This window comes from Terriglobales bacterium, assembly GCA_035543055.1.
In the GTDB taxonomy this organism is placed as follows: Bacteria; Acidobacteriota; Terriglobia; order Terriglobales; family Acidobacteriaceae; genus JAIQFD01.
In genome coordinates, this window is sequence record DATKKJ010000017.1 from 1 (window position 1) to 14852 (window position 14852).

Consider the following 14852-nt stretch of genomic DNA (forward strand, 5'->3'; position numbering starts at 1 on the left):
GACTCGCCTATCGGATCCATGATGTGATCCCCCAACTGATGTTCAACGCCCGGAGTGGTCTCTCAGTACGAACCACAGTCAAGCGCGCCAGACGATTCGCGCGCTCTCCATCGGGATGCCGACGTCCGGATGATCCGGGACGATCCTCGGGGTGTAGTGCTCCGCGGGACGCTGGGCGGGGGCAGCCACTCGATACAGGTGGCCGTTGACAACCCCGTGCAGCTTCCCGACTCGCTGCATGGGCAGGCACACCTGCGGACCGCCCGCCTCGGGCTCCGCGTACAGGTGCACCCGCACACATTCCGGCCCGAGGCCTCCCAGCATGACCTCCAGCTCGAACTGCCACTGCTGGTCGGCCTGATGCACGGTGAGACGACCGAACTTGACGCCCTGCCACTCCTCGTCGATCTTGGCCAGCCAGGCCGTGATTTCGCCCGCCAGGCGGCCCCCGTCGGCGGCGCGCTTGCGGTAGGCGCGGGCCGCCGGCAGGTAGGCCTGCTCGACGTACTCGCGCACCATGCGGTCGCTGGAGAACGGCGCGGTGAGCCGCGTCATGCTGCGCCGCACCCGGGCGATCCAGGCCCGGGGGAGGCCGGCCTCGTCGCGGTCGTAGAACTCCTTGGTGATCTCCTGCTCCAGGAGCCGGTACAGGGCCTCGGCGTCCGCCCCGTCGCGCTCGCCGCCGCCTTCACTCTCGTCCCCGATGGCCCAGCCGACCTCGGGCGCATAGGCCTCCGGCCACCAGCCGTCCAGGATTGAGCAGTGGAGCCCCCCGTTCACCAGCATCTTCATCCCGCTGGTGCCGCAGGCCTCCGCCGGCCGGCGCGGGTTGTTGATCCAGACGTCGACCCCGGCGGCCAGGTGCTGGGCGAGCACCAGGTCGTAGTCCTCCAGGAAGACGAGGCGGCCGCGGACGTCCTCCCGCCAGGAGAACTGGACGATCTGCTGGATCATCGCCTTGCCCCCCTCGTCATTGGGGTGGGCCTTGCCGGCCACGACGATCTGGACGGGGCGCTCCTCGTTGCGCAGGATCCGGGCGAAGCGCTCGCGGTCGCAGAGCAGCAGGTTCGGCCGCTTGTACTCGGCGAAGCGCCGGGCGAAGCCGAGCGTCAGCACATTCGGATCCAGCACATGGCGGGCTTCCTGGATCATCGCCTGCGGCGCGTTGCGCTCGCGCCGAAAGCGCTCGAGGCGTTGCCGGACGTAGTCCACGAGCGTCTGGCGCGCCTCGGCGCGATAGTCCCAGAGCTGCTCATCGGGGACTTGCTCCACCGCGCGGGCCGCGCCGGCCAGGTCGCCGAGCCAGGGGCGGTCGGCGCCGTATGCCTGCGCCCACAGCAGGCTGGCCGGCTCCGAATGCCAGGTCGGGACATGCACCCCGTTGGTGACGTGCCCGATGGGCACTTCGGCCTCGGGCCAGCCTGGGAACAGCTCGCGGAAGAGCGATCGGCTGACGCGCCCGTGGAGGCGCGCCACCCCGTTGGCATGGCAGCAGCCGCGCAGCGCGAGATACGCCATGTTGAAGGGCTCGCTCGGATCGTCCGCATTCTTGCGGCCCAGGGCGAGGAACTGCCCGGGGCTGAGCCCCGTCTCGCGCACGAACGGCTCCGCGAACTTCAGCACCAGCGCCGGCTCGAAGCGGTCGAAGGCCGCCTCGACCGGGGTGTGGGTGGTGAAGACGTTGCCGGCCCGCGTGGCCTGCAGGGCCACCGGGAAGGGGACGCCGTGCCGGCTGGCAAAGCTGGTGGCGCGGGCCAGCACGGCGAAGGCCGCGTGGCCTTCATTCAGGTGGCAGACCTGGACGTCGACCCCGAGCTTCTCCAAGAGGCGCCAGCCCCCCACGCCGAGCACCAGCTCCTGCAGCAGCCGCTTCTCCTTCCCGGCGGCGTACAGGTTGGCCGTAATGCCGCGGTCCCAGGGCCCGTTCAGCGGGTGGTTGCTGTCCAGCAGGTACAGGGTGACCCGGCCGACCTGGGCGCGCCACACGCGGAGAAAGAGCGTGCGGCCCGGCAGCTCCAGCCGTACCCGCGGCCACCGCCCGTCGGGGTCGAGCACGGGCGTGACCGGCAGCGAGCTGGGGTCGTTGAAGGGAAACGCCTCCAGCTGCCAGCCGTCGTCCGCCAGGACCTGGCGGAAGTAGCCCTGCTGGTAGAGCAGCCCGATCCCCACCAGGGGCACGTTCAGGTCGCTGGCACTCTTCAGGTGGTCGCCGGCCAGGATCCCCAGGCCGCCCGAGTAGATCGGCAGCGCCTCGCTCAGCCCGAACTCCATGCTGAAGTAGGCCACGCCCTTGAGCGCCGAGTCCGCATGGCGCTCGCCGAACCAGCCCGGGCTCCGCATGTACTGTGCCTGCCGGTCGAACCAGCGCGCGAGCTCGGCGACCAACGACTCGTCCGCCGCCGCCTGGTCCAGGCGCTCCTGGTGGGCGTGCTGCAGGACCATGAACGGGTTGTTGCAGCGGATCCAGGCGTCGGGGTCCAGCCGTCGCCAGACCCCGGACATGGTCTTGCTGCCGATCAGTCGCAGATCGAAGGCCAGCTCGGCCAGGCGCTCGAGCGGGGCGGGCAGGGGACGGCGGACATATTCAGAGGACATAACGCGCCTCCATTGGTTGAGAGTGCCCCACACGGTGTGGCGGACTGGCAGGTGGGTGCGAGGGTGCCATGCATGTCTCCCCCTCGGCAATTCTGGACGTCTCCGGGGAAAGGGAAGGCAGTGTCCGCCTTGTGTGTTTCGCCCAGATGAATTGCCGGTGAAATTCTGACCGAATCTTGGGACAGGGTCAGACAATGGGTCAGGTCACCTGGAAATCAGGCAAAGCCGGACATGGGGTGGGGCTTACGCGCTCCAAATCGCCGGAGGGATTGGGCCGTCGGCAGAGATCGTGTCCAGCTCGCCTTTATCCGCTCGCCGCCTTCGACCAAGGGAGCGGCCGCCGGGGCCGCGAGGCGCTGGAGGTAGCGGCCACAGGATGCGGACGTGAGTCTTCCGTGTTAGCCTGGAGGAAGACCCGCGGCGCGGCGGCACATGGCCGCGAGGCGATATGCATCGTCTGCTTCCGGCGCGCTCCGGTTCGTCAGGGCGGCGCGAACCGGGGCTATGGTGCAAGCAACTCCTGGATTTGACTCTCGAGGCGGCCTATCGACACCCCGCCCGTGAAGGCGATGATCTTACCCGTCTTGTGATGTCGGAGGATGATACCCGGGGTCGCCGTGATGCCGGCTCCAAGCGCATCGTCGCGATCGTCTGCAACGCGCTGCCTGCCTTGCCCGGAGGCCAGGCACGCCTCAAAACGCGCGCCATCGATACCCAGGCGCTTGGCGACCGTCACCAAGGGATTGCCGCCATCTTGCGGAATGCCCTTTCCATTGGACGCCGTCAAGGTCATGATCTGTTCGGCATAGGCCCAGAAGGCGGCCGCACTACCCGCGATGGCGGCGCATTCGGCCGCCTGCGCTTCCCGCTCCGCGGCCGGATTGTGAAGACTCAAGGGAAAATGCCTCCAGGCGAGATTCACCTTGCCGGCCTGCCGTTTCACAACGGTGCGCGGGATGTCGAAGAACGCCTTGCAGAACGGACATTCGAAATCGCTGTATTCGATGATCGTGATCTCGGCGTCGGGATCCCCTTCGACATGATCCCGCGCTGGGTCGACCGGCCGCGCGTTCCGGGCCGTTCTGGCGAGCCGGGCGGCCTCTGCTTCGAGCCGCTGCCTCTCCAGCTCACGCTGTTTGACAATGTAGCGCTCGATCCCGCGCTCAATCGCGCGGTCCAGGGCGCCGCTCTCCTCCAGTCGCTCGAGGATCGCGTCGACATCGCCCGGGGTCGGCGCCGCCGCGAGCGCACCCCCGGCGATACTGAGAAGCGCGAGCCCGATCCCGACGATGGCAGGCAGAAGAGAGCGTCGCCTCGATCCCCGCCCCTCCTCCGCCGGCCGTGACCCTGCCACGGCGTTTGTGGGGGTCACCATGGGGTCCTTGTCTTTCCCTGCGAGGCTGCTCCCTGGAACAGGCGCCACCCGAGGGACCGGCGCGGGCGCCAGTGGCCGTTTCACACGCACGGGGGGTACCCGATGTCCTGGAGGCACTGCGCGCGAACCTCCGAAAGGAGGCGGACGGGGACATCGCCCCGTCCGCCGGTTCGGATCTACTTCAATCCCATGCAGTTGGCGTAGTACGTTACGGTCGACGCCCAGTCCGAGAAGATACCCAGGATGCCGACCTGCCTGGCCAGTACGTCCAGCGTGACCAGGATGTCGCCATCGTTGTGCAGGGCGTCCAGCGTGGTCTGGTAGTAGTAGGAGGGGCTCGCGGTGCCCTTGGTCGGCAGCACGTCCTCCACGATCCGGCCGGACCGCTCCAGGGTCCAGGTGATGATGTCGAGGCCCGCCTTCCTCGCGTTCTTGGCGTACTCGGAGGGCACGATGCGCCCGTGCGAGTCCACCGTGACGAGGGCCCACATCGGCGGCCCGACGATCCGCACGCCGTCCTTGGCGTACCCCTGCAACTCGGCGAGGTTCGGCAGTTCTGCTGGCACGTTGGCGTCGTCCAGGTAGACCGCCTGCTTCCCGAACGCCGGGTCGTGCTTGATCCAGTACAGGATGTCTTCCTTGTTGAACGACTGCACGAACACATCCTTCGGCGGGATGCGGGCCTGGCGGTACTCGTCGATCATGGCTTGGGCATAGGCAGCCTGGCTTCCGAAGACGTCTTCCACCTGCAGCTTGGCGCTGCGGTTCGGCCCCTTCAGTTCGGGCGTGAACTTCGCGCCCAGCGATCGAGCGAGCTCGATGTACTCTTTGTGGGTGAGAACCGTCCCGCCCGTGTTATACAGGTCCGTCCGCCAGTTCGCGGTGCCGCCCTGGTACTCTTCCGGGGTCCTCGCGTTGGGATTGGAGGCATCCATCTTGCCCTTGAGGGACTCGAACTCCTCAAGCGTGAGGTCGCTCGTGCAGCAGAGGGCCGACGCCGTCTTGATCCGATTGCCGGCGGCGTCAAACTCGGCGGGACTGAACGGCTGCGTGCACTGCTTCGCCAGCGGCGTCGTGAGGATGTTGGTTGTGGTGTGCAGGTCGCACTGGTCGTGGCGGCAGACCATTCCCCCATCCTTGGTGAAGGTCACGTCGCATTCTAGGATGCCCGCGCCCATGCGGGCGCCAGCCTCCTGGCTTTCCTTGGTTTCCTCTGGAAACTGCAGCGTCCCGCCGCCGCGGTGCCCGATCGAGAAGTCGGTCCGCTGGAATTCCGTCCGCTCCGTGCACTGCTGGAGTCTTCGCTTGAGCAGGCTATCGTCCATCTTCTCCACGAGATAGTACGGGCGTGGACCCAGCTCGATGTGCGGGCCCTTCGGGTCGTCGCCGTGCGGCCAGTCGCCGCCGAACGCTGCCGGCGCCGCTGCGAGCGTCGCGGCAAACGAAACTGTCAGGAATGTGCCACGCAGGTGGAACCACGGGAGAGGCCAGTATGCAGACATTTGTCGTGCCTCCTCTGGTGGGTGTGGTGGGTATGGTGGGTGCTGCGCGCGCGAGATCACCATACCGAAGGTCCGATGTGGTGTGCGTGAAGATTGCGTGAAGACTTCGGGTCGCCTCGATGAGAATGGGGGGAATTCCTGGCTTCGTTATCGACCTCTTTCCTGATCCTCCCGCGCCATGCGTCACCCTTTCTGGTTCGGAAAAATCCTCTCTGCGCCGCGTTGCGCGCCGATAGACTCTGCTCTTTCGGAGCTCACGCTGGTTCCAGATCTGATGCAGGGGGAGTCCGGCTCCGTGCACTGCGTAAGCCCTGAATCCACCAGGGCAGGATGATGGCGTTGCGCGCGCCCGCATAGACCCGAGCGTTGGCACCCTTCGGGTCGTCGTAGCTATCTCTGGCCATGGATAGTCCCGATCGGCGGACAGTAGAGTTCCCGATCAAGGAGCCCCCATCGCGCTGCTGGGAGTGGCTGGGTTGACTCACCGGCATGAAGGGAGGGCCGCATGAGGTTCGGTGTAAGCTGGCTTCTCGGGAAGGACAGGTTCCCTATCCACGTCGAGGTGCGCCGCTGCCGTGTCGAGCGCCGGGGCCACTCCTGCCCAGGGTGACCCCTGATGCTCTATCCAACCTTGGCTGGGAGGAACCCGGTGGTGTGGAACTTCTCGCGCAGGTAGAGGCCGTTCACGACCAGGGCCTCGGCGTCCTCCTGGAACGCCGAGTCAGCAATCTTCTTGAGCTGCCCCGAGAGGAGGTCCAATTGTTCCAGCAGCAGCGCCTTTGCCGTCTTTCCGCTTTCGATCTGGTGGAGGGTGGCGTAGGCTTGGGGGAGCCGGATGTAGTTGGCGATGGTGGCCGGGAGATCCCGCGTCACCGCATTGGTGAGGGTCATGACCTGCTCCATGGGGATGGTGCCCGAATCGGCCAGGCCCTGAAGCTTGGGCATCAGCGTGACCAGGGTCTCCCGGATAGATTGCAGGCTGGTGAGGGCCTCGGCCGGAAGCTGCTTCTTGCACCGTGCGATCAGGCAATCGACGTCCTCGAGCAGGGACTTCGGAGCGGCCGGCTCCTGCGGCGGCAAGGCCAGCTGGGGTCGCTTGGGCGCAGCGAGCCAGCCCACCCCGTAGAGTCCGGCCACGATTGGGAGCCACCAGTCGGCGATGAGCCCGCCGAAGAACAGGCCGAGCCCGCCGAGGGCGAGCAGGCACCCGACGATGTTGGGTGTGCCATAGAGAAAGAGCAGCGCCCGCGCTTTCAGGGGGAGGCCCGGATCACTGGTAGGCACGGATTTCTCGAAAGACCGCGCTGAGCGCGGTCGTGCGGCTGTCAAACACCCGGCCGCCGGTCAGGTGCGCCAGGGATTCCATCTCCGCGGGCTTTCCCTCGCCGAAGAGGATCGTGAACACCCGGAGGCCGCGGTCCCCGGGTGGTAGCGACTGGTACCAGCGCTCGAACTCCCGCCACGACTCACCCCGGTTGTTCTCGCCATCGGTGAGCACGACGATCGAGTAGTAGCGGTCAACCTTGTCCGTGCGCCTGCGGGCGAGGGCGTCCTGATAGGCCTGATGGACGCTGCTGAACACCGCGGTCTTCCCGCCGGCGCTGAGCCCGTCGATGCTCTGGCGCACCCGGGCCAGGATCTGAGCGTTGGCCTGGTCGGCCGACCCCAGCGTGTAGGTGGCGGGCGTGCCAGGGCTGCTGGAGAAGGGCACGAGGACGATGCGCTCCCGCTGCCTGAACCGGGCGTACCGCCCGCCGGCAGAAGGGTCCGGGTTGGTCAGGAGTCGCATGGCGGTCTTGAGGCCGTCGAGGCGGGCACCCTCCATCGAACCGGAGGTATCGAGCACGAAGGTGGCGTCGGCCGGGCGGCGGAATTCGTTGTCGAAGGCCTCCAGGATCGCGTTGACGACCCGGTAGCTGGCCGGGAACGGAAGTTCGATCAGCGTGGTCGGGTACAGGCCGGCCTCGACCTGCACCTCGGGGTTGATCGGGCGCCGGAGCGTCGTCTCGAGGATCGCTTTTTGGAACTCGGCACTCCGCACGTAGGCGACGATCTTTTCGTAGGCCTCCCGCTGGCCGGCATTGATCAGCATCAGTGGGTAGTCGGCCGTGAGGATACCCTCCTTGGGGTAGATCAGCGCGAACGGCTCGTGGAGCTTCCCGCCTCTGTTCATGGCCAGGAGGACGTTGGCATAGTTGATCATGCCGTCGAGCTGGTCCTGGTCCTTGAGGTAGGCGTCGGCCAGCCAGCCGGAGCTCCCCGCGGTCAGCCGCTGGGCCTTGAAAAAGGCGGCGAGCTGCTTGCCGTCAATGTCCGAGACGTCGAGGGCGTCCCCCTTGCCGGACAGGGCGGCGGCCAGGCCGAGCAGACCGGAAAACCCGGTATTGGAGGCGGTCGGGCTGGTCATTCCGAAGGTGAAGCGCCCCTTGCCGGCGGCCTCGGCGATGTCCTTCCAGGTCACATTCGGGTTGTCGGCCCAGCCCAGCGCCCTTGCCTTGCTCGCCTTGAGCCCGAGCACGACGGGCGTGATCATGGTCCGCTCGGAGGCTCGGACCCGTTCCTTCACTCCCGGGGTGAGGAGCGCGTACTTGTTGCTCGACAGCCAGGCGAGGTCGAGTGCCTCGCCCGCCTGGAGGGTGTCCACGGCTTCCAGCGTGCCCGTGTAGCGGAGCTCCAGGCGGACGCCGGTGCGCTGCTGGACCTTGGGGAGCAGGGGCTCGATGTCCTTGAGTTCGGATCCTGCGAGCACCGAGAGACGCGGCCCCGGCGGCGGGCTGCTCTGGCTGCAGGCGGCCAGCAGAAGCCCGCAAGCGAGTGGGAGGATGACCAGCCGTCGCATCGGGGACCTCCTTTTACAGCTTGACTGGACCCTCGATGGTGGGCGTCGGGCCGACCGCGGCCCGGGCTTGCTGACTTCGGACGCGATCCAGATAGCTTTCCGCGCGCTGGATCTGCTCCCGCATGAGCTGGTTGTTCCGGCCCATCACCTCGATGGCCTTCGAGCGGAAGCTGTCCATGGCGTCCATCGCCTTGAAGGTGTTGTCGAAGCCTTCCCGGAGCTTGTCGATCGCAATGAGGGGGTTGCTCGCGAACTCCCCCGTTCGCTCAACGTGGGCGCCGAGCTGGCGGGACGTCTCACTGACCAGGTCGCCGATGGTGCCGGAGACCCCCTGGAGCATCTCCATGACCTGGATCTGGTTGCCGGTGGCGCGGGCGACCGTCTGGGCGGTGGCCAGGGCCGACATGCCGGTCGTCGCGATCCGGTTGCAGCCATTGACCATTTCGCGGGCGGTCTTCTTCAGGATGTCGAGCGAGAGGTACCCGTTCACGCTGACCGCCTGCTGGGTGAGCATGTCCTGGAGGTTCTGGCGGGCGTAGAAGAGGACCTCCTGCTCGAGCGCGCGGGCCCGCATGGGGTCATTGGCTTTCAAGGGAGCCAGCCGGTCGGCGAGCCGGCGGTCGAGCTCGGTCGCGAAGTGGATCGCGGCCTTGAGCTTCGTCATGGAGTCCCAGAGCTTGGCCTTGACGTTCTCGATCTCGACCGCGTCTCGCTGCATGTCGTCGCGTGCGGCGTAGACCTGCTGCATGGCGGTCTGCAGTTGCGCGCTCGCAGACTGGAACTTGCGGAAGTAGGCCTGCAGTCTGTTGCCCCAAGGGATCATGCCCAGGAGCTTCTGGGGGGCGAAGAGGTTCCCCTCGTGGCCGGGGTTCAACTCGTCGAGCCGCTGCCGGAGCTCCTGGATCGCCTTGAAGGCGGCCGACGTCTCGAGGCCGACGAAGTTCCGCTCCATGAAGCGCCCGGTCATGAGGGAGGCGGCACTCGCGATCTCCTCCCGCCCGAGCCGGAAGGCGGCGTCCACCTTGGCCTTGAAGCCCTCGCTCTCCACGTTGGGCTCGGCCAGCATCGCGCTGATGAAGCCCTCGACCTGCCGGTCGACGGCCTGCTGTACGGCGGGGTCGAGGGGCACCTTGTCTGGGGACTCGGCCGGCGTGACGGGCTGGAGGGCCTCGGGCGGTTGCAAGACGAGGGCCTGAGTGGGGGGCGCTGGAGTGGGTGCGGTCTCGCTCATCGTCGCCTCCTGTTGTCCTCGGTCAACGGAACTGCTTCTCGATCTCTTGGATCATATATTCCAGCATCTCATAGCTCGGCGGGTCGATGACCTCGAGGAGTGTCGCCGGCGCCGCCAGGGCGTGGGCCTTGAGGAACCCGGCGAAGTGCTCCGGGTTGCTGGTGCGGAGCCCGTACTCGGCGGCGAGCTGCTGGAGGGTCGGATCGGTGGCGAGGGCTTCGCCGAGCCGCGTCCCGTTCTCGGTGAAGGGGACCAGCGTGTGCTTGGTGAAGATGGTGGGCGAGGGGTAGAGCAGTACCATGTCGGGGTTGCGGGAAGAGGTGTGGGCGAGGTGGTCGAGGAACTGCGCCTCGTAGACCATGACCAGAGGCGCCTTCCCCATCCCCATCGTGACGTAGTCCTCGAACGGGCCCGCGGTCGAGGTCTCCTGCAGCCCCTGGCGCAGGAACAACTGGGAGACGAGGGGGAGGACCTTCTTGGCCTCCCCCGGTGTCTGGATGACGTTGTTGCCGTTTGCCACGTAGCTAGCGAGGCTCAGCGCCATGGCGCCGGAGTTCGAGGTCCGGACGTCCGTGGTGTTGATCAGGACGCTCTTCCCCGTGGCGTAACTTGGGTTGGCCTTGAGGTCGCGCCAGCGGGTGCCCTTGGCCGCAAGGCCAAGAAAGGTCCCCATGTCGAACACCTGGTATCCGCCCTCGGCCCGGACGAGACCGTTAGCCTCGAGCGCCGGGATGAGCGGCTTCCAGCTGGCGACGGCCATCACCGTGAAGAAGGGGTTGAACAGCTGGCGGGCGTGGACCGTCTCTTGGAGCTTGAGGGCGGCCGGCGTGCCTGCCGGGAAGCCGAAATCGTAGCTCTTCCAGTCCTGGCGCAGCGCGAGCTGCCGGGAGCCGACCTTCTCGACGTGGACGAGGAGTCCGTGGCTCCGAAGCGCCTCGACCACGCGCTCGTCAGCGAAGAAGCCCTCCTTCTCCGAGCCGATCATGCCGCGGAGCATCACCTGCCGGGAGGCCGCGCTCTTCGCTTGGTCGTCGGCCGCCTTCCGGTGGGCGGAGAGATAGATGGCTCCCCCGACGCCGAGCGCCAGCAAGAGTGCCAGCACAGGACCGATCGCTCGTCGCATGTGCGCCTCACCCCCCCTGAGCTCACGGGGTCCCGAAGAGCGTATCCCGGCCCGCCGGGGATGTCAATTTCCAGTCGAGCCGCGTAGTCGCCTCTGCCTTGTCCCCGCGCGATGGTCCGAAGGCAATCGACCGGCTGAGGCGGTGCGAGTCTCGCAGGACGCGGAAACGGCTCATTGGCCTCCTGGTTGGATGGACCAGAAAAGACTTGGTCGTCCGTGAGCAGGTGCTGTCCCCGGGGAAGCCTAGCGAATGCTAGCCCACCCGTCAATCGCAAGAGCATTTCTGCACAGAAAGGTCCGGAGACAGCGCAAGGCGGTTTGAGTGTCATCCGTTTCCCCAAGCGGGGCGAAGCTGGGCAGCGGGAGAAGAGGATGTGGGAAGGGGTCCCCTGGTTTCTCCGCCTGGATCGGAATGGAGTCTACGGCCAGGCCTTTGTCCGCAGGGTCGCCGACTAGGGCAAGCTGGACGTGCTCACGCCCCCGCGGAGTTCATGGCAGAATCCCTCAGCGGACCGTCTCATGGAGAGCATTAGCCGGGAGTGCCTGGGCCACGTGATCCTGTTCAGCGAGGACCACTGCCGCCAAGTCCTCGCGAGATACTCTACGTACTACCACCACCGCCCCTTGTCGCTAGCCAGGGATGCGCCTGACGGGCGCCCGGTGCAGCCGCCGGATCAGGGCGCCATCGTCGCGGACGGACTGCCTCCGGGTGGGGCTGCGCAACCTGCCGGGTTCACTCCAATCGCTTGCGATCCTTCCACACAGGATGATGACCGGCCGGCCTCCGCACACCCTGGAGGATCGGGAGGGGAAAGATCAACCGGGACGTGGGCTATGAATATCCGGGGAGGACAATCTGATGGAGTTCTCCCGGCACACCTGGCGGTAGATTTCCCCCAGCGGTTTCATCGCGCGCGGCAGGGCCTTGTCGCTGAAATCCACGCTCAGCAGCCCGAATTTCTTCGAGTAGCCGAACTGCCATTCGAAATTGTCGACCAGCGACCAGTAGTAGAAGCCCCGCACATCCGCGCCCCGCGCGATCGCGCCTCCCAGCACGGCGAGGTAATTGAGCAGGTCCCGCTCCCGAAACTGTTCATCCGCTGACGCCGCCCCATGTTCGGTGATGTAAATCGGCAGCCGCAACCGTAGGTTGAAATATGCGAGAATCTTTCCCAGCCCTTCCGGGTAGCGCTCCATCATGTCATCACAGACAAAACCAAAATCCTGTAACCGTTTCACCGGGGCGCCGCCGGCCGGAATCATGGCGCTAAAATGATGGAACCGCACGCGCCCGTAGTAGTTCAATCCGATGAAAGTCGAAGCCTGCCGTCTGCCGCCACCCAAGAAGGCATCGAGCACGAATTTGTTGAAAGTGTAATGGCAGAGGGAAGCCGTCAGCCGGTCCCAGGGCGAAAACCTCCTGTAGGCGTGGAAGAAGGTCCAGTTCTTCGCGATGCCCACTTGCGGCTCGCGAGTCGCAACGCCGTCGCGACGGATGATGCGGCTCGCCTGCTCATGGGCGCGCGCCATGTGGTGAATAATCTGGCGGAATTGGCCGAGCTGCCATTTCCGCCGGGGCGGATAGGCGCCCAGCACGTACGCCAGAGCCGCGTACGTGTCCGGCTCGTTGAAGGTATTCCACAACTGCACGCGCTCTTTCAGGGCCGCGACCAGTTTGCCGACGTAGTCCACGAAGGCGGCGACGGTCTGCGGGTTGAGCCATCCGCCGCCGGAATGGATCCACGGCGGATTGGAAAAGTGATGCAACACGACCATGGGCGTGATGCCGGCCGCCCGCAGCCGGTCGAGCACGTCCAAGTAGCGCGCGAGTTCGTGTTGGTTCAGCGGCGCGAACGCCGCGGACTGCAACCGCGACCATTCGATCCCGAAGCGGTAGGAATTCACGCCCAGCCGGGACATCCACTCGATGTCCTCGGGATAGCGGTGGTAGTGGTCGCAGGCAATGCGGCAATCGCCGCCGTCCTGCGCGATGAAATCCGTCCACTCGTTGTCGACGTGGCCTTCCACCTGGGTCGGAGCCGTCGCCGTTCCCCACAAGAAATTCTCGGGAAACTTCAGCCGCCTTGCGTTGGCGGCTCCGCACGTCGTGTTGGCAGAGTGTTCGTGACGATGCATTGCTGTCCAACCAAGCCGAGCGCCGCCTGGAGCGCCCTCGTGCGGTTCCGGGTGTTTGGCCAGACCGAGCGGGGGCCGAAGATCAGGCCCCCCGTCCTGCTGCCCCAGCTACGCCTGTCGTGCGCGAACATCCATCTTCCGACGGACGTCATGCGGCGCGCCGCTCGTCGTGGTGACGGAACCCACCCACTTCCGGCGCCGCGACGACGGCGCCTTGATCGGGGAAGTGCATCGGCCGACGGTGCGCCGCAACCATGGACCCGGACACGTGCCTGTGCCACCGGTGACTATACGCGGCGAAAATAGAAAGTTTACCAGAGCGGAATACACGATGGGAAGATGTTTTGCGGACTGCCGGAGACCGCCCGGGCACCGTGGGCAGCCTGGAAGCGCCTCAGGCCACGGGAACCCCGACGTTCTCTTCCCGGGGGGCCCACGCAACCTCCTGCAGGACGATATGCGTCTGCCAGTCGTACCGGATCAGGGCGAGGCCCTTCTCAGTTTCGATGATCGCGGTATGTTCCTCCCAGTCCCCGCAGTTCCCGTAGAGGAACCCGTCGGGGTCCACCCGCAGCTCGGGGTGGTGCGTGTGCCCCACGATTGCCCCCTCGCATCCCTTCGAGCGCGCATACCGCTTGATGGCTTCCCGGTACCGGGAGATCATGGCCGTGCGCTTCTTGACGTTCGTGCGGATCGCCTGGCGGAACGACCACCGGAGCCCCCGGTTGCTGAGCACGTGCTGGAGCCAGAAGAGGAAGGCGTCGCCGTGGTCGCTGAGGTGGGCGAGCCACAGCATGGAGGGCCGGACGAACAGGTCGAACCGGTCCCCGTGGATGACCAGGAGCTTTCGTCCGTGGATCTCGGTCGTGGTTTCGTAGTCGAGCACCACGTTGTCCAGGTCGATGGGCCGCAGGCTGGGTTCATGGTTTCCGATGAGGTACCGAATCCGAGCGCCTTTCCGGGCCGCGGAGAGGAAGGTGCGGATGATGTTGTTGTAGGCCTGCACCCACTTCGACCGGTTCCGTCCGTTCAGCTTCCAGCCGTCGATGATGTCGCCGACCAGGAAGATGTTCGGGAAGGCCGCGCTCCGCAGGAAGCGGTCGAATTCCTCGGCCCATGCCGGAGTGGAAAACCCGAGGTGCAGGTCGCTCACGAACAGCGACTTGATGTACGGCTTTGGCTTCCCGACGATGGGCTTTTCCATATGGACTAGGCGCTGATCTGCGCAACGAGCACTGCTGCGCACCTTAGAGGACGAAGACGTCCCCTGGCTCGACCTGGAGCCCGACAGCCTCTCCGTGAACGAACTCCCGTCGCTGGCCATTCTCGACGATCACCGGCTGCCCCTCCCCGACATCGACGAAGAGGCGGGTGCGGTCGCCGAGAAAGAAGGCCGCGGCCACGGTGCCACGTAGGGAGGCTCCCTCAGGTGGAATGAGGTGGGTCCGTTCGGGCCGAAACAGGATTTCCCGGACGGCGGGCCCGCCTGTCTGCCAAGGCAGCGTGCCGGCCGCGCAGACAAAGACGCCGCCCTGCACGGCCCCGGTCAGGCGATTCAGGCTTCCGATAAATTCCGCCACGAAGCGGTTCGCCGGTCGGTGGTAGATCTCGCGGGGCGTGCCGACTTGGGCCACGCGGCCGCGATCCATCACGACGATGCGGTCCCCAAGTGCCATGGCCTCCGCCTGGTCATGCGTCACGTAGATGGCCGTGATGCCGAGCGAGCGCAGCAGGCCATCGATCTCCAGCCGCAGCGTGTCCCGCAGCTTGGCGTCCAGGGCCGTCAGGGGTTCGTCCAGCAGGATGGCGCGGGGCCGCACGGCCAGGGCGCGCGCCAGGGCGACGCGCTGGCGCTGGCCTCCCGAAAGCTGCTCGATACGCCGGTCGGCGAGCGGTTCGATGCGCATCATGGCCAGCATCTCGGATACGCGCGCACGGAGTGCGGCGACAGGGGCGCGGCGGATGCGCAGGCCATACCCGATGTTCTCGGCCACTGTCATGTTGGGGAACAGCGCGTAGGATTGAAAGACCATGCCGACGTTCCGTTTCTC

Annotated in this window: 10 protein-coding genes; all 10 read right to left on the bottom strand. The window is 66.3% G+C overall.

Annotated elements, in window-relative coordinates; all coding sequences use genetic code 11:
- Window positions 1-78: 78 nt before the first annotated feature.
- Entirely contained in the window at window positions 79-2595 is a 2517-nt protein-coding gene (gene glgP, locus VMS96_01030; protein ID HVP41980.1) for an alpha-glucan family phosphorylase, read from the bottom strand.
- A gap of 502 nt (window positions 2596-3097) precedes the next feature.
- Window positions 3098-3970 (bottom strand): thioredoxin domain-containing protein, encoded by an 873-nt coding sequence (locus VMS96_01035; GenBank protein HVP41981.1) that lies wholly within the window; start codon window positions 3968-3970, stop codon window positions 3098-3100.
- A gap of 176 nt (window positions 3971-4146) precedes the next feature.
- A complete protein-coding gene (locus VMS96_01040) occupies window positions 4147-5472 on the bottom strand; it encodes a glycerophosphodiester phosphodiesterase family protein (protein HVP41982.1) in 1326 nt (441 codons plus the stop codon).
- A 621-nt stretch (window positions 5473-6093) separates the two neighbouring features.
- Window positions 6094-6756, bottom strand: coding sequence for a hypothetical protein (locus VMS96_01045; GenBank protein HVP41983.1), 663 nt, complete (start codon window positions 6754-6756; stop codon window positions 6094-6096).
- A complete protein-coding gene (locus VMS96_01050; GenBank protein HVP41984.1) occupies window positions 6743-8311 on the bottom strand; it encodes a substrate-binding domain-containing protein in 1569 nt (522 codons plus the stop codon). The genes VMS96_01045 and VMS96_01050 overlap by 14 nt, the downstream gene beginning before the upstream one ends.
- A gap of 13 nt (window positions 8312-8324) precedes the next feature.
- Entirely contained in the window at window positions 8325-9542 is a 1218-nt protein-coding gene (locus VMS96_01055; GenBank protein ID HVP41985.1) for a toxic anion resistance protein, read from the bottom strand.
- A gap of 22 nt (window positions 9543-9564) precedes the next feature.
- The gene (locus VMS96_01060; protein ID HVP41986.1) at window positions 9565-10665 is read right to left on the bottom strand and encodes a hypothetical protein; all 1101 of its coding nucleotides are present in this window, start codon (window positions 10663-10665) and stop codon (window positions 9565-9567) included.
- Window positions 10666-11481: 816 nt separating this feature from the next.
- Window positions 11482-12801: a family 1 glycosylhydrolase gene (locus VMS96_01065; GenBank protein ID HVP41987.1), complete on the bottom strand. Its 1320-nt coding sequence runs from the start codon at window positions 12799-12801 to the stop codon at window positions 11482-11484.
- A gap of 394 nt (window positions 12802-13195) precedes the next feature.
- Window positions 13196-14005, bottom strand: a complete 810-nt coding sequence (locus VMS96_01070; GenBank protein ID HVP41988.1) for a UDP-2,3-diacylglucosamine diphosphatase — start codon at window positions 14003-14005, stop codon at window positions 13196-13198.
- 43 nt (window positions 14006-14048) lie between these two features.
- The coding region (locus tag VMS96_01075) for an ABC transporter ATP-binding protein (GenBank protein HVP41989.1) at window positions 14049-14852 on the bottom strand (804 nt) is incomplete at its 5' end.